Source organism: Natronosporangium hydrolyticum, assembly GCF_016925615.1.
Taxonomy (GTDB): Bacteria; Actinomycetota; Actinomycetes; order Mycobacteriales; family Micromonosporaceae; genus Natronosporangium; species Natronosporangium hydrolyticum.
In genome coordinates this window covers 306,899-326,022 of sequence record NZ_CP070499.1, presented here as the reverse complement: position 1 = coordinate 326,022, position 19,124 = coordinate 306,899, and the positions used below count along the sequence as shown (strand labels likewise).

Genomic DNA, 19,124 nt, shown 5'->3' with positions numbered 1-19,124 from the left:
GCGTTGCGCACCGCTCACGAGAATCGCCAGCCAACCCGCCGGGCGGGCTGATACCGGCAGGTCACCCCGGTGGAGATCGAGGCGCGGAGATGCTCGGCCAGCTCCGGATGGTGCTGATCAAGCCGCCGCAGCGTGTCCCGGATCCGGGCGGTCACCGTCTTGCGCGCCCGCTCCCCCTGGTCACCGAGGCGCCGTGGCCGCCCGCCCAGCCCGGCAGCGGTCCGCAGCTGCTCGATCAGCGCGGCCCGCTCCTGGTCGAGCTCGGCCGCGCGCTGGTCATCGGCGCGCTGGGCGGCCCGGTCGATCTCCTCATCGAGCTGCTCCAGGCGGCGCCGATATTCCAGCTTCGCCCGTTCGTCGAGCACCAGGTCGGCACCGAGCCGGCCGGTCGCCTGCACCTGCTCGCCACCGGCCGGATTCAGCAGCTCGGTGGCGGGCACGTCCACGCCGGGCCGGCCCAGCAACACCCGCAGATCATTCAAGCCCTTGGCGGCAGGCAGATGCACTGTCCGGCCGGCGAAGCTGAGCACCCACACCCGACCGTCGTACCGGAACTCGGCGGCCGGCGACTCCAACGTCGACGTCGCCGAGTCGCCCCCCGACTCGACCGCGGCGGCCTCGATAACCTGCCCCCAGCGTGGCCCGCCCGACTCGTCAGCCAGCCGCGCCGACTCCGCCGCGGCCAGCTCCGGGATGTGCCGCATCCCCAGCTGTTCGGCCTCCGCGGTCACCTCCGGCAACAGCCCGGCGGCCCGCTCCCGGTCGCCGGCGCCGCCCCGCCCCCGCAGCGCCCGAGCCAGCTCAAGTTTCGCCTCGACCGCCCACGGCCGGGCATGCAGCCGCTCTGCCGCCGCCCGGGCGGCGTCGAAACCGGCGACGGCATCGGCCCAGCGGCGCTCTGCCGCGTCCAGCCGGGCCAGCCAGTAGGCGTACGGGCCCAGCACCAGGCTGCCGCCGGCCACCACCAGCCACAGCCCCCGGTACGGCGCCAGCGCCGCCCGGGCCTGTTGGCACAGCTCTGGATCACCGGAGGCGGCAGCGAACTGAGCCTGCGGCCGGTGGAAATTCCCCACGAACATCGGCGGCGCTTCCTCGGCGAGGGCCAGCACCGACGGGATCCGCCACCCGACCGGATCAGGGTCGCCACGCGCGACCCCGATCAACGCCCGGACCAGCTCGGAGTAGCCCGGTTCATACCCGGTGGCCATCACCCGGTCGGCCTCGTCGAAGTCGCCCGCCAGCAACGCCAGCTGCCACCGCTGCTCGCGCCACTGCGAGTCCGCGTCCGCCTCCCCCAGCTCCATGGCCAGTGCGTACGAGCAGTCGATGCCCACCCGGGCAGCCTCGAACGCACCGGTGAGCGTCGCGATCATCCCCTGCCGGGACTGGGCGTGGTAATGCCACCGCCGGAGGCTGGACCGCTGGGCCCGGGTCACGAACGCGGCGTGGACGCTCAGTGCGGCCGGATCGCCCTGTTCCAGCAGCGCCGCCATCTCCAGCAGCCGCGCCTGCAACGCCAGGTCTTCATCACCGTGCTGCTCGGCTACCGCCTGCATCTCGGCGACCAGCTCGCGTCGCTGGTCGGCGGTGCCCGGCCGCCAGCTGGCGTCGTGGCGCGCCAGCAACGCGAAGCCGAGCGCCGCCGGGTCGCCGGTCTCCCGCGCCACCCGCAACGCCCGCTCAGTCAGCTCCTGCGCGTGCGCCAGCTCGGCGGGGGCGTGCACCCGGGCCCGCCCCGCGGCCGCCAACACCCGCGCGAGCAGCGGCCGACTCGCCGGCGCGTCGGTGGCGACCAACGCCGCGGCCGCCTCGTCCATCAACTCGATCTCAGCCCGGCCAGTATCGACCGGCCGCCCCAGCTCATGCCAGCCGAGCGCGGCCTGCGCCAGCAGCTCCGGGTCGGCCAACTCCCTGGCAAGCGCGGTCACCGCCTCGAAGCTCTGCCGGGCGCCGGTGACATCGCCGACGGCCGCCTGGAAACCCGCCAGCTCCAGCGCGACGGTCGCCCGCCGCCGCGCCTCCCCGGCCGGGGTCAGCTCCAGCGCCCGGCGGTAGTGGCGGACCACCTCCTCACCGGCCATCCGCTCACAGGCGTTGTCGGCGGCGGCGAGCAGATGCGCAACCGCCTCCTCCGGCGCGATCTCCGGCACCGCGAGATAGGCGTGGTGAGCCAGGCTACTCAACCGGGGACGCCGGGCGGCCTCCGGCAACTCCCGCAGCACCTGCGCCACCGCAGCGTGCCGCTTTCGTCGCTGCGACTCCGGCAACGCCGCATAGCGGGACTCCCGGATCAGGTCATGCACAAACGCGTACCGCTCGGTGGCGGGCGGCGGCAACCGGGTCACCAGGCGCGCCGCCTCCGCCTCGGCCAGCAGTGGCGCCAGCTCCGTCGGCGGACAACCAGCGGCGGCGGAGAGCAGCGTCGGCTCGAACTCACGCCCGATCACCGCGGCGGCGGTGAGCACATCCCGGACGGACGGCGACACATATCGCAGCCGAGACTCCAGCGCCTCCCCGATCTGCGGAGTCATCGCGTCAAGCTGGCCGCCGCTGGCGCGCAGCCGCGCCGCCTGCTCGACGAAGAACGGGTTGCCGCCGGTGCGCCGGTGCAACAACGCCGCCGCCTGCGGGTCTGGGCGTTGGCCGGTGGCGCCGGCGAACACCGCAGCGGTCTGGTCGACGGTGAGTCCGGCCAACGTGACCATGGTCGCCCGGCGCGTCAATCCGGCGAACAGCGGCTGCAGCGGGTGGTCCGCCCGTTCGACCTCGACGTCGCGGTAGCCGGCGACCACCAGCACCCGCTCAAACCAGGTATGGTTCGCGACGAATTCGAGCAGCTTTACCGAGGCGGCGTCGGCCCAGTGCAGATCGTCGAGGAACACCACCACCGGACGGTCGCGGGACAACGTGACCAGCAGCGTGGTCACCGCATCGCTGACCGCGAAAGCGGCCTCCCCGGCGGCCTCGCTGAGGTCGGTCCCGACCGCCTCGCCGAGCAGATGCGCCAGCGGCTCACCGGCGGCCCGCCAGGCGCCGCCCCACGCCAGGTCGCTCGCGTCGCGGCGCAGGCTCCGCAGCACCTGCACCCACGGCCAGAAACCGGGGGCGCCCTCCGCCTCCCACGCCGACCCGCTGGCCACCAACGCCCCCTGGGCCCGGGCCTGCTCGACCAGCTCGCCCGCCAGCCTGGTCTTGCCGATGCCGGGCTCACCCGTGAGTAGGGTGAGCCCACCGTGGCTGGTCAGGGTGCGCTGCAGCTCCGCCGTGAGCACCGCCAGCGGGTGCTCCCGCCCCACCAACTGCGGGGTAGGTAGGTTTCTCGTCCCCTCGTCCACTGCCTACCACGATAACCGGGGGTGTCGGACCCGGTGACCAGCGTGCTGGGCCGGAGCCCAGCGGGGTGCTCTACGCTCGCAGACGTGACGGGAACGGGCGGTAGCGAACAACGACCGGCGACCGAACCGGCCACCGGCGAGCAGTTCACGGTCAGCCTGCGGCAGGCCGCGCTGGATGCCCGGCGGGGCGTCGTCCGGCTGCCCCGGCCGGTCCTCTCTGAACTGGGCCTGCGCCCCGGTGACCCGGTTCGGCTGACCGGCCGGCGGGAGACCGCGGCGCTGGTGGCACCCGCCGAGGCGGGCACCGGCGGCCGGCTCCTCTACGCCGACGACCTGGTGTTGGGCAACCTGGGCACCCGCGACGGTGGCACCGTAACGCTGCACCCGGTGGCGCGGACGCCCGCGACCGAGGTGGTGCTCAGCGGTCCGGCCGAGGTCGTGGCAGCGGTCTCCCCGGAGCTGTTGCGGCTGGCGCTGCTGGGCAAAGCGATCACGGCTGGCGACAACGTTTCGCTGCTGCCACTGGAGCACCACCCGAACCCGGATGCCCAGGCGGCGGTCGGCGCCGCTCGCAAGAGCCTGCAGAATCTGGTCGGCTACGCCTGGACCACCGCGCTGCTCACCGTCGAGGCGGTGGGCCCGCAGCCGGTGTGCGTGGTCGCTACCGACACCGCCGTCGGCTGGCAACACGGACCCGCCACCCACCCCCACCCCGGCTCCGGCGGCTCGGTCGGCTCCAGTGGCGCAGCTGCGATGTCCGCTGCCCCGGCCACCGCCACGACCACCGCACCACCTTCCCCGGCCGAGTCTTCCGCGGCGCGGCCACCCGAGCCTCCGCCGAAGGTCGAGGATCTGCCGGGTCTGCGCGCTCAGGCGCACGAGTTGGCTGAGCTGCTCGACCTCGGTTTCCAGCACTCTGAGGTGCTGGACAAGCTCGGCACCAGCGTCAATCTCGGGGTGTTGGTCGCCGGGCCGGCCGGCTCCGGCAAAGCGACCCTGGTCAAGGCGGTCGCCGCTCAGGTCGGCGTGCCGGTCACCGAGGTGTGGGCGCCGGAGTTGGCGGCGTCGACGAACGACGCTGCCGCTGCCCGGCTGCGCGAGGCGGCCAGCGGAGACCGGCCTCGGGTGCTGCTGATCACCGATGTGGAGGCGCTGGCACCCCGGGAGCAGCCCGGTCCGCTAGGCACCGTGTTGCGACAGCGCATCCGGGAGCTGACCGGCAGCGGCGCTGCCGCGGTGGTGTGCACCACCGCCCACCCGGAGGGGCTGGACCCCGGCCTGCGCGCGCCGGATCTGCTCTCGCTCCAGCTCGCGGTGCCGCTGCCGGACACCGCGCTGCGCGCCGAGCAACTGGCGGTCCTCACCCGCCCGATGCCGCTGCACGAGGAGGTGAGCCTCGCCGAGCTGGCCGCCCTCACCCCCGGGTTCGTCGCGGCAGACCTGCGGGCGCTGGCCCGGGAGGCGGCGGTGCGCGCCGCCCGCCGGCAGCGGGACGCGGCCAACCCCGAGGTCACGATGGCCGACTTCGAGGCCGCCCGGTCGGTGATCAGTCCCTCCTCGATGGCCGAAGCCTCGTTGGAGCTCGACCAGATCACCCTGGACGAGGTCGGCGATCTGGCGGAGGTGAAGGAGGCGCTCACCGAGACGGTGCTGTGGCCGCTGACCTACCCCGACACCTTCGCCCGGCTGGGGGTGCAACCGCCGCGAGGGGTGCTGCTCTACGGCCCACCAGGGTGCGGAAAGACCTTTCTGGTCAAAGCGATCGCCGGCACCGGCAAGGCGAACGTGCTCTCGGTCAAGGGTGCGGAGCTGCTCACCAAATGGGTGGGCGAGAGCGAACGGGCGGTCCGGGAGCTGTTCCGCCGGGCCCGGGAGGCCGCACCCACGCTGGTCTTCCTCGACGAGGTGGACGCGCTCGCCCCGGTCCGGGGGCAGGCAAGCGACGGCGGCACCACCGACCGGGTGGTGGCGGCACTGCTCACTGAACTCGACGGCGTCGAGGCGCTGCGCAACGTAGTGGTAATCGGCGCCACCAACCGACCGGACCTGGTCGACCCCGCGCTGCTGCGCCCGGGCCGGTTGGAGCGGCTGGTCTACGTGCCACCGCCGGACGCCGAGGCCCGCACCGAGATCCTGCGGGCAGCGTCCCGGGACGTCCCGCTCGCCGACGATGTCGACCTCGCCGACCTGGCCGACCAGCTCGACGGCTTCTCCGCCGCCGACTGCGCTGCGCTGATCCGGGAGGCCGGTCTCTCTGCGATGCGCGAGTCGATGACCGCCTCGACGGTCACCGCCGAGCACGTCGAGACCGCCCGGCAACGAGTCCGGGCGTCGCTGGACCCGGCCCAGGTCGCGCACCTGGCCGCCTACGCCGACCAGCACTCCCGCGCCAGCTAACCGGGTGCCGCCGGCCCCGTACCGGCTGCGGCCCCGGCTGCCGCTCCGGATGCGGCTGCGGCTGCGGCTGCGGCTGCGGCTGCGGCTGCGGCTGCGGCGATGGCCCCGGCGGTGGCCGGATGGATCTTGGCTTAAGAACGGGAGGGGTCAGGGCCCCGTTACGTGGCCTACGAGAGCTGCGAGCACAAACGGAGCAGTGTCGGTGGCGCGCTCCGGCTCGCCGCGCCGGCCCCCTTGGTGGGCTGAGTGGTGATCCACTAGGGTGACAAAACGTGTCATAGCTGGCAAATCAGGCGCCACTCAACCCACCAAGCCGGAGTGTGGCGAGCCGATCTGGTGTTGGCAGCTGGTCGTTTCGCCGCCGGGAAGCAGGTCGGGCCAACCTGGCTCTGCTCCGTTTGTGCTCGCAGGTCTCGTAGGCGATTCGCTACGGTCTTGGCCGGCCCTCACCACCAAGATCATCAACCGGAGCGGCGCAACCCGCCGGTTCAGTCCAGATCCGGCTCAACGCCGGCGGGCACCACCTTGTGCAAGAGCCGCTCGCCGCGGGCGTACCGCTCCAACTGGCCCCGGATCAGCTCCCGCGCGCGCGGCTCGAACGCCGTCGAGTTGCCGCCGACGTGCGGGCTGAGCAGCACCCCAGGAGCGGTCCACAGCGGATGACCGGCCGGTAGCGGCTCCGGGTCGGTGACGTCGAGCGCCGCCGTCAGTCGGCCGGCGCCGACCTCAGCCACCAGCGCGTCGGTGTCGACCACCCCGCCCCGAGCCACATTCACCAGCAGCGCACCATCCGGCATCAGCCGCAGAAACTCAGCGTCGACTATGCCCCGGGTCTGCTCGGTCAACGGCACACAGATCACCACGACATCGGCCTGCGGCAGCAGCTCCGGCAACGCCGAGAACTCGGCCACTCCCTTACGCTCCCGCCGCGCCACCCGGGTCACCTGCACCTCGAACCCGTCGAGCCGCCGCTCCACCGCCGAGCCGATGCCGCCGTACCCGACGATGAGCACGGTCCGATCCGCCAACGACCGCCGCCGCTCGTGCCGCCACTGGCCGGCGTCCTGCCCGCGTACGAAATCCGGCACCCCCCGCAGCGACGCCAGCATCAGCGTCACCGCCAGCTCCGCGGTGCTGGCGTCGTGCAGCCGGCCCGCGTTGCACAGCGCCACCCCCTCCGGCAGGTACGGCAGGACGTGCTCGTACCCGGCGGTGAGGGTCTGCACCACCCGCAACTTGGGCAGCTGCCCGATCAGCTCCAGCGGACCCTGCTCGAAGGTGTACGGGGCGACGTAGAGCGACACCTCGTCCGCGGTCGGCGGCGGCTCGCCCGTCCCGTCGTACACGTCCACGCGCAGCGGCTCCGGCAGCTGCTCGACCAGGTCTTCGTATGGCACCCACACCCGCATGGGTGAAACCTACCGCGTGCGGGCTCGGGTGCGGGAAGAACGTAGCCGCCGGAGCCGACCCACCAGCACCGGATCGTGGGCCAGCGCGGCCGGCTCGTCCAGCAGCCGGTTGAGCAGTTGGTAGTAACGGGTGGCGGAGAGCCCGAAAGTGTCGCGGATCGCCTGCTCCTTGGCGCCGGCATGCCGCCACCATCTCCGTTCGAAGGCGAGGATCGCCCGTGCCTGCTCACCAAGCTCGGACTCACCCAGCTCAGGCCGGGAGGGGACGGTGGCGGTCATACCACTCAGGTTACGTCGCGGCGCCGCATCCGCCACAGCGCGGCGCCCAGCACCAGCGCTACCACGACCGCGATCCCGAGCCCGGAGAGCTGCCAGCCGATCTCGAGCGTGGGTTGGACGCAGGAGCCATCGTCGTCGAACCCGACGCAGCCGCCGCCCCAGTCGGTGATCAGCACCGATCCGTCAAGCCACGCCTGGAGATAGGTCGTCCACATCCACCGCTGCCAGAACTGCAGCTCCAACACCACACCTGCGACCATGCTGACGCCGGCGATCCCGACCACCACCGCCGCGGTCGCGGTCCCCAACGCCGCCGCGGTGTGCCGCCCCAGTGAGGCCAGGCTGAACCCGATCACGCCGGCGACGAGCACCAGCGCCAACGCGCGGAGACCACTCAGGCCCACTGATTGCCAAGCGCCGCTGGTCATGGTGTCGGTGACGCCGCGGAACATCGCGATCAGCCAGAACCCGCCGGTCCACAGCCCGCCAAGCAGAACCGTCAGCCCGGCCAGCACGCCGCCCAGCGCCACCAACTTCCCGCCCAGCACCGAGAGCCGGCGCGGCCGCCAGAGGAGCAGGTTCATCATGCCCCCGGTGCGCCACTCCGCGCCCACAAAGGAGGCACCGACGGTGAACGCAAACATGGCCATCATCACCGCGAACACCGTGATCATGCTTCCGAAGTCTTCCCGGAATTCGAAGGTCGGCGGCATGAACCAGTCGACCATCTGCTCCTCGGAGGCGTACCAATCGTGAATCTGCTCGCAGTCGTCCGGCCAGTTTCTCGGCCCTGCGTCGCCTGCTTCGGCGGCCTCCTCGCACTGGGCGATGTCCCGCTCGATCCACTCCTGCTGCTGCTCGAACTCCTCCGCCGCAGAAGCCTGCGCGCGGGCCAGCGCCTCCGGCCCGGGCGAGTAGTGGGTGCTGGCCATGACCACCGCCACAGTGGCGAACAACCCCAGCACCAGGATCAGCATCCAGAGCGCGAGGCGCCGTTTGAAGAGTCGTCGCAACTCCGCTCGGACCAGACTCATCAGTTCACCCCTTCGGTGGTAGCGGCAACCGCGACGGCCGGCGCCGGCTGGTCGACGTTTCGGGGCCGGCCCTCCGCGCCCACCCCGGTGAGCTCCAGGAACACCGACTCCAGGTCGACGGTGATCGGGGCCAACTCGGCGACGTACACCTCGTGTAGGGCCAGCGTGCGGGTGATCCAGGCCGGCCGCTCGACCGCGTGCACCAGCAGGTGGTCGGCGGCGAGGGTGACCGACGCCCCGGCCTGCCGCAGAATGTCGGCGGCTGCCTGGTGCTGCTCGATCGACTCGGTGCGGACGCGTACCTCGGCGGTGGCGTGCTCGGCCAGCACGTCCGAGACCGGCCCGGCGGCGACCCGCCGCCCGTTGGCGATGATCGTGACCGAGTCACAGATCTGCTGCACCTCGCCGAGGATGTGGCTGGAGAGCAGCACCGTCATCCCGTTGGCGGCGAGGTTGCGCAGCAGGTCGCGCATCTCCCGGATCCCGGCCGGGTCGAGCCCGTTCGCGGGCTCGTCGAGGATCAGCAGCTTCGGCTGCTTGAGCAGCGCAGAGGCGACGGCGAGCCGCTGCTTCATGCCGAGCGAGTAGGTCTTGACCCGGTCGCCTTCCCGGCCGGTCAGCCCGACCAGCTCCACCACCTCCGGCACCCGCGACTGCGGGACGTCGCCGGCGGTGGCGAGCAACGAGAGGGTGTCGTGGGCGGTGAAGTTGCCGAAGAAGTTCGGGCTCTCGACGATCGCCCCGACCTCTCGCGCCACCTCGGGCAACGCGCCCGGCACTGGCCGGCCGAGCAGCCGCAGTTCGCCGCCGTCGGCGGCGATCAGGCCCAGCAGGGTACGCAGCGTGGTGGTCTTGCCGGAGCCGTTCGGCCCCAGGAAGCCGTGGACTTCACCGGCCTCGACGGTCATGTCGAACCCGGCCACGGCGTGATGGGCTGAGCCTCGCCAGCGCCGATAGGTCTTCTGCAGGCCGCGTATCTCGATCACGGCGGTCATGAGGGTCCTTCCCGGTGGTGTGGCAACAACGAGGGAAGCATACTCGGTATGCATAACGAGTATGCGTCACCCGTTCAGCCAGCTGCCGCCGACCGGACCGCGGATCAACCGCCGAGCAACAGCACCACCATGGGGGCCGGCAGGACATCAACCTCGTCACCGAAGCGGGTCACCGACCGACTGGTGATCACCCCCGACCACCGGGAGGCGGCGAGCGTCTGGGCGTCCCGCCCGACCGCCGAGTCGGCGTACTTACTCTCGATCGCCACCCCACCCAGCCCCCTCCCCACAAAATCGATCTCAGTGCGGGTGCTGCTGCGGTGGTAGAGCACGGCGTCGTGGTCGGCCGGGTCACCCAACCCCGCAGTATCGGCACTGCGCAGCAGCGCCAACCCGACCTGTTGCTCCGCGAGCTGCGTATGGTCCGGCTCGGTGCCGTACCCCCGGAGGCCGGCCAGCCGCGCCAAGAGCGGATCGACGAAGTACCACTTCGACTGTGCCGACAGCTTCGGCGCAAGCTGGTGCTCAAGATGACACGGCCAGGTCAAGAAGCTCTCTGCGAGATCGGCCAGCCGTTGTCTGACGGTGCCGTGCGCTGAATCCAGGTCCCGCGCCAGGTCCGCCACGTTCACGGGCGACCCGATACCACGAGCGAGGCGGTCCAGCAGGAGAGCTGCCTGCGGGGCGGAGAATCTGGCTCGTTCGATCGCGTCTCCGTACACCACGTCCCACAGCGCATCCACGAGCGGAGCGGCAACGTCCCCGGTCTGGCGCCACGCACGCACCGCCTGGGGAAACCCGCCGACCCGTAGATAGCTCTCCCACAACCGGACCAATTCGGGCAAGAAAGGCAACAACTGGTCGACCTGGGCGCGAGCAATCGGGTCCCGCAGCCCCGCCGCGGGCAGTGCCGTGACCGCCGGAAGGCTCACCCCAGCGGCCGCGACGAAGTCACCGAATCGCATCGGCAACAGCGTCCGGTCGGTACGAGTCACCTCACCGCGTCGACCCGCCAACGCCTTCCGGACCTCGTGCAGTCGCGCGGCAGAAGAGCCGGTCAGCACGACGGTGTCGCGGGCGAATGTCGGATCGTTGTCCCGCAAGTACTTGAGGGCGTTAGGCCAGTCTCCCGACACGCTGCTGATCTCGTCGAGGAACCAGTACCTCGGCTCGATCACCCCACTCAAGAAGGTGTCCGCCGCGCTCGTGATCAAGGTACGGAGGTCGCTGGCCCGCCATCCGTCCACGGGCGCGTGCACGATCCGTCGGGGCTCGACTCCAGCCTCGATGAGATCCGCTATCGCATGCTTGATCTCAGTACTCTTCCCGGCACGACGCGGCCCACGGAGCAGATAGAGCCCGCCAACCTGCAGATCCCGCAACGCGCCCGACCGGTAGCGGAAGGGCGCCGTGGCAGCCTCTTGGAGCTGTAGATCACCCTCGACCCAGCCCGCAGAGCGCCACCACGGGTTGGTAGCGGCCAACTGGAGCTGTATGGATCCAGCCTTCATAAAAAGTATCCTTTTTACGTATGGACCTTTGCAAAAAGTATACATTATTTTCAAGATCACGCGTTTTTGTCCTCCTGGCGCGCTGGGCTAGGGTCAGAGCGGCCGCTACGCAGCGAAGCCGGTGCGACTCCGGCGCTGTCCCGCAACTGTGACGCCCGTCAGGGTGAAGCCAGGTCGCCTGCGGTAGTGGCCGCGGACCAGCGCTCTCGAGGAAGGGCGCCTCGCGACGGGCCGGATCGCTACCTCGGCCTCCCGTCGACAGAGGCCCTGCCTCGACCGACAGGAGGAACGATGCGATTCAAGCCACTACTGGCGCTCTCTGCGACGACCGGGCTGTTGCTAGCCGGCTGTGGAGCTGAATCCGAACCCGACGACTCCCCACCCCCGGAGAACGAGAACTTCCCGATCACTCTGGGTGACCTCACGCTTGACGAACAACCCACCCGTATCATCTCCCTCGCCCCTGCGGTGACCGAGATCCTGTTCGCGATCGACGCCGGCGATCAGGTAGTTGCGGTCGACGAGTTTTCCACCTACCCCCCGGAAGCACCCACAACGGACCTCTCCGGATTTACCCCCAATGTCGAGGCGATCGCGTCCTACGACCCTGACCTCGTCCTGATCTCCTACGACCCAGATGGGCTCAGTGACGGGCTGGATGCGATCGGGGTCCCGACCTACCTCGTCCCAGACGACGAACAGTCCATCGGGGGCATCTTTGAACAGATCACCGATGTCGGACTACTCACCGGCCACATCGACCAGGCGACCGAGCTGGTCGACCGGATGTCCGATGACCTAGCTGAACTGGTGTCTCAAGTGCCGCCCCGCGACGAGCCCCTGACGTATTACTTCGAGATCGATTCCGAGCGGTACACCTACACCTCGCACAGTTGGGTAGGCGAGCTGCTCAGCATGGCTCAGCTGGAGAACATAGCCGACGACGAGGCGGCGGTGACCCAACTCGGGGTGGAGTCGATCGTCGACGCCAACCCCGACCTGATCTTCCTCGCGAACACCGCGTACGGAGTGGACGCGGACGTGGTGACGCAGCGGGATGGTTGGGCAGACATCGAGGCGGTCCAGGCCGGGCAGATCGTCGAACTGGACAGCGACATCGCGTCCCGCTGGGGGCCGCGGATCGTGGACCTGCTGGAGACCGTGGTCGACGCGGTGACCCAGGTGCCGTAGTGCCGCCGCCCGAAGCTGCCCCGGCAACGGCCGGGGCAGCTTCCCCCAACCGACCGCTGCGACTGCTGTGGTGGACCCTGGCCGGGCTCGCCGCCGTGCTGGTCGCGGCGGTCGCCGGGCTCGCCTTCGGCGCCGTCCGGCTACCGCCGGTGGGGGTGGCGCTCGAAGTGCTCAACACCCTCCCCGGCATCTCTGTCGAGTCTGGACTCAACGAGCGGGAAGCCGCCATCGTCACCCAGATCCGGATGCCCCGGGTCGTCCTCGGCCTGCTGGTCGGAGCGATGCTGGCGCTCTCCGGCGGCGCCTACCAGGGGGCGTTCCGCAACCCGTTGGCCGAACCGTACCTGCTCGGGGTCGCCGCCGGCGCCGGCCTCGGCGTCACCATGGTGGTGGCCCTCCGCGGCGCCACCACCACCGGCAATCTGCCGGTCACCGTCCCGCTCGCGGCCTTCGTCGGGGCGCTCGGCGCCGTGGCGTTGACCTACCTGTTAGGGGTGGCCGGAGGGCGGGACCGGTCACCCGCGACCCTGATCCTGGCCGGGGTGGCCGTCTCCGCCTTCCTCGCCGCGCTCCAGACCTATCTGTTGCAGCGCCACATCGACGTGATCCGGGAGGTCTACTCCTGGCTGCTCGGCCGGCTCGCCGGCGCCACCTGGCACGACGTGCGGCTGCTGCTGCCGTACGCGGTGCTGGTGACGATCGTCATCCTGCTGCTGCGCCGGGAGCTCGACGTGCTGTCGGTCGGCGACGACGAGGCCGCCGGGCTCGGGCTGCACCCGCAGGCCACCCGCTACATCCTGCTCGCCGCCGCCTCGCTCGGCACCGCCGCGGCGGTCTCGGTCTCCGGGCTGATCGGCTTCGTCGGGATCATCGTGCCGCACATCGTCCGGCTGCTCGTCGGCTCCTCGTACCGGTTGATCCTGCCGCTGTCGATGCTGTTCGGCGGGGCGTTCCTGGCGCTGGCCGACCTGGCCGCCCGGACCGTGGACGCCCCCCGGGAGATCCCGATCGGGGTGGTGACCGCGTTCCTCGGCGCGCCGTTCTTCATCCTGGTCCTGCGCACCACCCGGCGGGTGTCGGTGTGAGCGCCGCCGCCGTCGACATCGCCGACCTGCGGGTGGCGTTGGAGAAGACGCCGATCCTGCACGGCGTGGACCTTACCGTGGCGGCCGGTGAATGGGTCACCGTGATCGGCCCGAACGGTGCCGGGAAGTCCACACTGTTGCGCGCGATCAGCGGCCTCACCCCGTACACCGGGGCGATCCGGCTCGCCGGCACCGAACTCGGAGCGCTGTCACGCCGCCGGCGGGCCCAGTTGGTCGCCACGGTGGCGCAGAGCCCGGTGGTGCCGCCCGGCATGCAGGTGCTCGACTATGTGCTACTCGGCCGGACCCCGTACATCCCGATGTTGGGCAGCGAATCGGCCACGGATGTGGCCGCTGCCCATGCGGTCCTCGACCGGCTGGACCTGGCCGGTTTCGCCGGCCGGCCGCTGGCCACCCTCTCCGGCGGTGAACGGCAGCGGGTCTTCCTCGCCCGGGCGCTGGCGCAGGAGCCGACGGTGCTGCTGCTCGACGAGCCCACCAGCGCCCTCGACATCGGCCACCAGCAGGATGTCCTGGAGTTAGTGGATGAGCTGCGGCGACGCGACGGGCTCACGGTGGTCGCGACCATGCACGACCTCTCGATCGCAGGGGAGTACGCCGACCGGCTAGTCCTGCTCGCCGAGGGGCTGGTGGCGGCGGACGGGCCACCCGGCTCGGTGCTGACCGAGCAGCTGCTGGCGACGCACTACCGCGCCCGGGTCCGGGTCCTTCCGGGTGAACACGGTCCACTCGTGGTGCCGGTCCGCGTCGCCGGCCCGCCCCCGGGATGATGGCAGGGTGGACCGGTACGCGCGCTGGAACGCGCTGGTGGAGTTGTTGTCGCAGCGCGGGCAGCTGACGGTGGCGGAGGCGGCGGAGGCGCTGCGGGTCTCCGAGGCGACCATCCGCCGGGACTTCGAGCAGCTCGCCGAACAACAGTTGATCACGAGGACCCGGGGTGGGGCAGCGGCCAACGGCGTCGCCTACGACCTGCCGCTGCGCTACAAGACCGCCCGGCACTCCAGTGAGAAACGGCGGATCGGCGAGGCCGCCGCCGCCCTGGTCTCACCCGGCATGGTGGTGGGGTTGAACGGCGGCACCACCACCACCGAGGTCGCCCGGGCGCTCGCGGCACGGCCGGAACTCACCAGCGACCGCGGCGGGGTCCAGCTCACCGTGGTCACCAACGCCCTGAACATCGCCAACGAGCTGCTGGTGGGTTCCCGGATGAAGGTGGTGGTCGCCGGTGGCGTGGTGCGGCCGCAGTCGTACGAGCTGGTGGGACCGCTCGGGGCGGCGCTGCTGGCGGAGGTGAACCTCGACCTGGTGCTGCTCGGCGTCGACGCGATCAACGTCGGGTTGGGTGCCGCCGCCCACCACGAGGGCGAGGCGGCGATGAACCGGCTGATGGTGCAGCGGGCCCGCCGGGTCGCGATCATTGCGGACTCTTCCAAGCTGGACGGGCAGGCGTTCGCCCAGATCTGCGCCACCGATCAGATCGAGACGTTGGTGACCGATGCCGGGGCGGACCCGACGCTGGTGGCCGGGTTCACCGCTGCTGGCCTCCGGGTGGTCACCGCCTGAGCTGGTCACCGCTTGGGCTGGTCACCGCTTGGGCTGGTCACCGTCGGAGCTCGGCGGCGATTCGTCCTCGCCCGCCAGCGCCGACCGCAGCTGCTCCTTCTGCTCCTTGCGCTGCTCCAGCTTGTCGACCAGCCGCATCGAGACCTGATCGCGGTAGCCGCGCAGCAGGAACCACGACAACGGGAACGAGATCAGCAGCGCGAGCAGCAACTTCAGCAGCAGGTCGAGCTGCGGAATCGGGTAGAGCACCAGGAACGCCGCCGCGAACAGCCCGATCCGCCCCAGCGTGTACTTCAACAGTGGGCTCATTGCAGACTCCCTTCCCGGCGAGCCAGCCACCGGATGCCATAGAACCAGTAGACCGCGTACGCGAACGCGGCCGCCGCCGCCCCCACCCCGCTGGAGATCAGCGGTGGCCCGGGGGCCACTCCGGCGATCAGCAGCCCCACCGCCATCGCGACCAGGCCACCGGAGATCACCACCGCCAGCCGGCCCCGCACCGCCTGCCAGGCCCGCAGCTCCTCAATGATGAACAGCCACGCCGGCAGCACCAAGGTCAGCCAGCCGCTCGCCTGGCCGAACTCGCCCCACCCGATCGCCGCGCCGGAGGCATCGACCAGCAGCACCACTGCGAAGCAGGTGATCAGCCCGGCCGCGGTCAACGCCAGCAGGTCGGTCAGCCCGACCACCCGCCCGTCATCGTCGCGGCGGGGGAAACGATCGGACCGGTCAGCCATAACGGCTCGTTAGCCTACGCGAACATCCGGATCCGGTGACGGCCGGTCAACACCGACCGGCTCGACCGGCAGCGTGCGCATGCTCCGCAACCCGGACAGGAACACCGGCAGGAACGCCGAACACATGCCGACCACCGCGACCCCCACCGCGACCCGGGCGCCGAACCGGTCCCCCAGCACGGCGCCGAGCAGCCCACCGACCGGCATCGCCCCCCACACCAGGAACCGGACGGTAGCGTTCATCCGCCCCAGCAGGTGGTCGGGGGTGAGCGCCTGCCGGAAGCTGACCTGGGTCACCTTGTAGATCACCCCGCCGGCGGCGGCGACGGCGCTGGCGGCGGCCGCCAACCACAGCCGCCAGCCCACCTCGGCGAACGGCATCAGCAGCAGGAACGGGGTCCCGAACGCCGTCGACATCCAGATCGCCCGGCCCTGGCCGACCCAGCTGGCGAACCGGCGGGCGAAGACGGCGCCGAGCAGGCCACCGAGGCTGAAGATCGACAGGACCAGCCCGATGGCGCCGGGGCCGATCTCCAGGTCTCGCCGCAGGAAGAAGATCAGCATCGCCGTGTAGAGCGCGAAGAAGAGGTTGAACGTGCCGGTGCACATCACGATCGCTCGTAGCAATGGTTGCCCGAACACGAACCGCAGGCCCTCAGCGATCTCCCGGCGCAGCCGGGCGCCGGGTTGCCGGGCCGGACGCTGCTCACGGCTGCGGATGCGGGCATAGAAGAGCACCGACGCCGCCATCGTCAACGCGTCGACGAACAGCGCCACCGGCGCCCCCAGGAGCCGGACCAGCTGCCCTGCCAGCCCCGGCCCGGCCGTCTGCGACACCGCGCGCACCGCCTCCAGTTTGGCGTTGCCCTCGACCAGGCCGCGGCGGCCGACCAGGTGGGGCAGGTAGCTCTGGTAGGCGGCGTCGAAGAAGACGGTCATCGCGCCATAGCCGAAGGCGACCAGGTAGAGGTGCCAGATCGTCAGCAGCTCGGCCCACCACGCCACCGGCACGGAGACCAGCAGCACCGCTCGACCCAGGTCACTGGCGATCAGGACGCTGCGTCGCCGCAGCCGATCCACCAACGCCCCGGCGGGTAACCCCATCAGGAGGAAGGCGGAGAACTGGACGGTTATCAGCAGCCCGGCCTCGAACTCACCGGCACCGAGCTGGTCGATCGCCACCAGCGACATCGCCAGTTGGGTGATCTGCAGGCCGATCTGGCTGACCGTGGTCGAGGCGAAGAGTTGGCGAAAGTCATGCTGGGCAAGCAGCCCGAGGCGGGAGCGCAGCGGCACTGGGCAACGGTTCCACAGCGAACCACCACAGTCAATGTGGTGAGGTAGCCGTCACGGTTGGTGGACGGATCGGCTAGTCTCGCTTGATGCCTGCACACATCCAGCGACCGACCAGGGTCGAAGCCGCCGGTTCACCACCTAAGACGATCGAGGAGTTCGCCGGGCGGGTAAACACCGGCACCGAGGCGGTCAGCATCGCCCGAATGACCAGCCCAACCGGGTGGCGGGAGCCGGGGCAACGGCCGGAGTTCGACGAGTGGTCGCTGGTCCTACGTGGTGTGCTGGTGGTCGAGCACGACGGCGGCCAGCTCGAGGTCAAGGCGGGCGAGGCGGTCCTGGTGACCGCCGGCGAGTGGGTTCGTTACCACACGCCCTACGAGGGCGGCGCCGAATATGTAGCCGTGTGCCTGCCAGCTTTCTCGCCCGAGACGGTGCATCGGGACGCCGCCTGATCCGCTCGGTCACCGCCGGGTCGACGCCATCGCGGCCGCGAGGTTCGCCAACTTTGCCGCCAGCTCGCCGGCGCCGAAAGTAACGTTGCGGGACAACACATCGTGTTCCGGATAGACGGTGCTGTAGACATTCGACGTCTCCCGTTCCCGCGGCCCCCGTAGCACCACTGTGGCGGTCAGCGTCCGCTCCGGCAGGAGCACCCGGTGGATCCGCTTGTTGTGGAGATAATAGGAGTGCCCGGCGGGGTCGACCGTCGGCGCCGCCTCCCGCAGGTTCACCGCACCAGCATGCTGGTAGAACTCACCGAACCTGCCGCCCTCGACCCCGCTGGCCGGCTCCCGCAGATAGCGGAACCGTTGATAGGTGGTCCCCTCACCGGCATCGACCGGTACATAGTATTCGGAGCGCAACTCACCGGTGAGGATGTGCGACCAGAAGCTGAACCGGTGGTCGTGCACCAGCTCCTCCCGGACTTCAGCGGCTGAGTACGGCGGATCCCAGATGTGCAGCGTCAGCCGGTACCCGGCTGCGGAGTCGACGAGGACCACCTTGTCGAAATGGTTGACGTGGTGGTAGGAGCGCCCGGCGACCTCGGCCAGGGCCGCGGGGTCGGCGAGCAGGGCCCGCAACCGGTCGACCATCGCGCCGGGCTCCCCGAGTCGGGTAATGAAGTCGAGGTTGCCGGCGACCAGCTCCTGGCCGGTACGGGGAAGCGCGTCGACGGCCGCCGCTAAGGACTGGAGGGTGACCAGCGACGGGCCGGCGCTGGGCGCCGTGAGCAGTGAGGATGGGCTGGCGTTAGTCGACATTCGCCTCTCCTTGCGATCAACCGGCAACCGGTTTGGGAAGCGGGCGTTGGCCATGGACCGAGACGCACCTGAATATCGATGACTATCGCATAGTAATAACTCGGTGACAACCGGGTGTCGCTGGCGCATCCTGCCGGCGCCGCCAGCGAGGTGAGCGCCCCCAGCCCCCTCGGTCGGTGCGACTAATCGGAAGCTTGGCAGTGCGGGCACCACACGGTGCTGCGCCCGCCGACCGTCGTACGGGAGAGTTCGGCTCCGCATCGCGGACAGTGCGGATGCTGCTGATCCCGCACTCCGGTGAGCCAGGATGGCAGCGGCGGCACCCGGCCCGCCGGCACCGCTCGCGCCAACACCCGCCGCAGCTGGTCGTAGAGCCGGCGCCGCTGCGCGTCGGTGAGCTGCCGGGCCGGGGTGGTGGGATGCACCCGCGCCCGCCACAGGATCTCATCGGCGAGCAGATTGCCGAGCCCGGCGATCCGGCTCTGGTCGACCAGCGCCGGCTTGATCGCGCCGCGCCGCTGCTGCAGCATCGTCAAGAACTCGTCCCGCTCGATCCCCAACGCGTCCGGCCCGAGCTCGGCCAACTCCTGTTCGACCTCACCGGGCCCATGCGCCAATCGCAGTCCTTGCAGTTTGCGCATGTCCCGGTAGCGAAGCTCCGCCGCCCCGTCGTCGAGCCGAAACACCACCCGGTCATGCCGGTGCCGCGGCTCGTCCGACCGCATCCACCGCAGCTCCCCGGTCATCCCGAAGTGCAGCAGCACGGTAGGTCCGTCGGTGTGCGCCAGCAGCCACTTGCCGTGCCGGTCCGGCCGCCGCAGCTGTTGACCGGCCAGGGTCGAGGCCAGCTCGGCCGGGTCGGTGTCGCGCAGCACGCCTGGGTCGAGCACCTCGACCTGCTGGATCCGGTGACCAGTGCCGTGCTCCGCCAAGGTTCGGCGGTACCCCTCGACATCGGGCAACTCTGGCATCACTCGACCCCCCGACCGCGCACCAACCTACGTCCCGT

17 protein-coding genes and 1 riboswitch are annotated in these 19,124 nt (G+C 70.7%); of the genes, 6 read left to right on the top strand and 11 right to left on the bottom strand.

The features are described from left to right. Positions 1-14: 14 nt before the first annotated feature. Positions 15-3,335 (bottom strand): ATP-binding protein, encoded by a 3,321-nt coding sequence (locus JQS43_RS01565; protein WP_239677260.1) that lies wholly within the window; start codon positions 3,333-3,335, stop codon positions 15-17. 156 nt (positions 3,336-3,491) lie between these two features. Between JQS43_RS01565 and JQS43_RS01560 the strand changes: the two genes are divergently transcribed. After that, positions 3,492-5,732 carry an AAA family ATPase gene (locus JQS43_RS01560; protein WP_239679275.1) on the top strand — a complete coding sequence of 747 codons (2,241 nt, stop codon included), beginning with the start codon at positions 3,492-3,494 and terminating at the stop codon, positions 5,730-5,732. A 488-nt stretch (positions 5,733-6,220) separates the two neighbouring features. On the opposite strand, the gene JQS43_RS01555 is transcribed toward JQS43_RS01560, so the two are convergent. From JQS43_RS01555 to JQS43_RS01535, 5 genes are all read right to left on the bottom strand, one after another. Next, positions 6,221-7,141 (bottom strand): 2-hydroxyacid dehydrogenase, encoded by a 921-nt coding sequence (locus JQS43_RS01555; RefSeq protein WP_239677259.1) that lies wholly within the window; start codon positions 7,139-7,141, stop codon positions 6,221-6,223. A 9-nt stretch (positions 7,142-7,150) separates the two neighbouring features. Continuing rightward, complete coding sequence (locus tag JQS43_RS26230; protein WP_420847676.1) at positions 7,151-7,516, bottom strand: DUF3263 domain-containing protein; 366 nt, start codon at positions 7,514-7,516, stop codon at positions 7,151-7,153. Next, complete coding sequence (locus JQS43_RS01545) at positions 7,426-8,454, bottom strand: ABC transporter permease subunit (protein WP_239677258.1); 1,029 nt, start codon at positions 8,452-8,454, stop codon at positions 7,426-7,428. The genes JQS43_RS26230 and JQS43_RS01545 overlap by 91 nt, the downstream gene beginning before the upstream one ends. After that, positions 8,454-9,449 carry an ATP-binding cassette domain-containing protein gene (locus JQS43_RS01540; RefSeq protein WP_239677257.1) on the bottom strand — a complete coding sequence of 332 codons (996 nt, stop codon included), beginning with the start codon at positions 9,447-9,449 and terminating at the stop codon, positions 8,454-8,456. Before JQS43_RS01540 ends, JQS43_RS01545 begins: the two co-directional genes overlap by 1 nt. A gap of 104 nt (positions 9,450-9,553) precedes the next feature. After that, positions 9,554-10,960: an ATP-binding protein gene (locus JQS43_RS01535; RefSeq protein ID WP_239677256.1), complete on the bottom strand. Its 1,407-nt coding sequence runs from the start codon at positions 10,958-10,960 to the stop codon at positions 9,554-9,556. A 49-nt stretch (positions 10,961-11,009) separates the two neighbouring features. Next, a riboswitch (cobalamin riboswitch) is annotated at positions 11,010-11,160 on the top strand. Between the two features lie 91 nt (positions 11,161-11,251). Here JQS43_RS01535 and JQS43_RS01530 point away from each other — a divergent pair. The 4 genes from JQS43_RS01530 to JQS43_RS01515 are packed head-to-tail and all read left to right on the top strand — an operon-like array spanning position 11,252 to position 14,820. After that, entirely contained in the window at positions 11,252-12,151 is a 900-nt protein-coding gene (locus JQS43_RS01530; RefSeq protein WP_239677255.1) for an ABC transporter substrate-binding protein, read from the top strand. A 56-nt stretch (positions 12,152-12,207) separates the two neighbouring features. Beyond that, entirely contained in the window at positions 12,208-13,236 is a 1,029-nt protein-coding gene (locus JQS43_RS01525) for a FecCD family ABC transporter permease (RefSeq protein WP_338037171.1), read from the top strand. After that, a complete protein-coding gene (locus JQS43_RS01520; RefSeq protein WP_239677254.1) occupies positions 13,233-14,027 on the top strand; it encodes an ABC transporter ATP-binding protein in 795 nt (264 codons plus the stop codon). The genes JQS43_RS01525 and JQS43_RS01520 overlap by 4 nt, the downstream gene beginning before the upstream one ends. Positions 14,028-14,034: 7 nt before the next feature. Then, on the top strand, positions 14,035-14,820 hold the full coding sequence (locus JQS43_RS01515; RefSeq protein WP_239677253.1) for a DeoR/GlpR family DNA-binding transcription regulator: 786 nt from the start codon (positions 14,035-14,037) through the stop codon (positions 14,818-14,820). Between the two features lie 21 nt (positions 14,821-14,841). Here the strand turns inward: JQS43_RS01515 and JQS43_RS01510 are convergent, their stop codons facing one another. Genes JQS43_RS01510 through JQS43_RS01500 form a run of 3 tightly spaced genes read right to left on the bottom strand, consistent with a single transcriptional unit; the run spans position 14,842 to position 16,853 of the window. After that, a complete protein-coding gene (locus tag JQS43_RS01510) occupies positions 14,842-15,129 on the bottom strand; it encodes a DUF4229 domain-containing protein (RefSeq protein WP_239677252.1) in 288 nt (95 codons plus the stop codon). Then, on the bottom strand, positions 15,126-15,557 hold the full coding sequence (locus tag JQS43_RS01505; protein WP_239677251.1) for a hypothetical protein: 432 nt from the start codon (positions 15,555-15,557) through the stop codon (positions 15,126-15,128). The genes JQS43_RS01510 and JQS43_RS01505 overlap by 4 nt, the downstream gene beginning before the upstream one ends. 9 nt (positions 15,558-15,566) lie before the next feature. Beyond that, positions 15,567-16,853, bottom strand: a complete 1,287-nt coding sequence (locus tag JQS43_RS01500) for an MFS transporter (RefSeq protein WP_239677250.1) — start codon at positions 16,851-16,853, stop codon at positions 15,567-15,569. An 86-nt stretch (positions 16,854-16,939) separates the two neighbouring features. Here JQS43_RS01500 and JQS43_RS01495 point away from each other — a divergent pair, with 86 nt between their 5' ends. Then, on the top strand, positions 16,940-17,305 hold the full coding sequence (locus tag JQS43_RS01495; RefSeq protein WP_239677249.1) for a cupin domain-containing protein: 366 nt from the start codon (positions 16,940-16,942) through the stop codon (positions 17,303-17,305). Between the two features lie 9 nt (positions 17,306-17,314). On the opposite strand, the gene JQS43_RS01490 is transcribed toward JQS43_RS01495, so the two are convergent. Further along, positions 17,315-18,115: a hypothetical protein gene (locus JQS43_RS01490; RefSeq protein WP_239677248.1), complete on the bottom strand. Its 801-nt coding sequence runs from the start codon at positions 18,113-18,115 to the stop codon at positions 17,315-17,317. A 182-nt stretch (positions 18,116-18,297) separates the two neighbouring features. Beyond that, positions 18,298-19,086: an Fpg/Nei family DNA glycosylase gene (locus tag JQS43_RS01485; protein ID WP_239677247.1), complete on the bottom strand. Its 789-nt coding sequence runs from the start codon at positions 19,084-19,086 to the stop codon at positions 18,298-18,300. Positions 19,087-19,124: the final 38 nt, after the last annotated feature.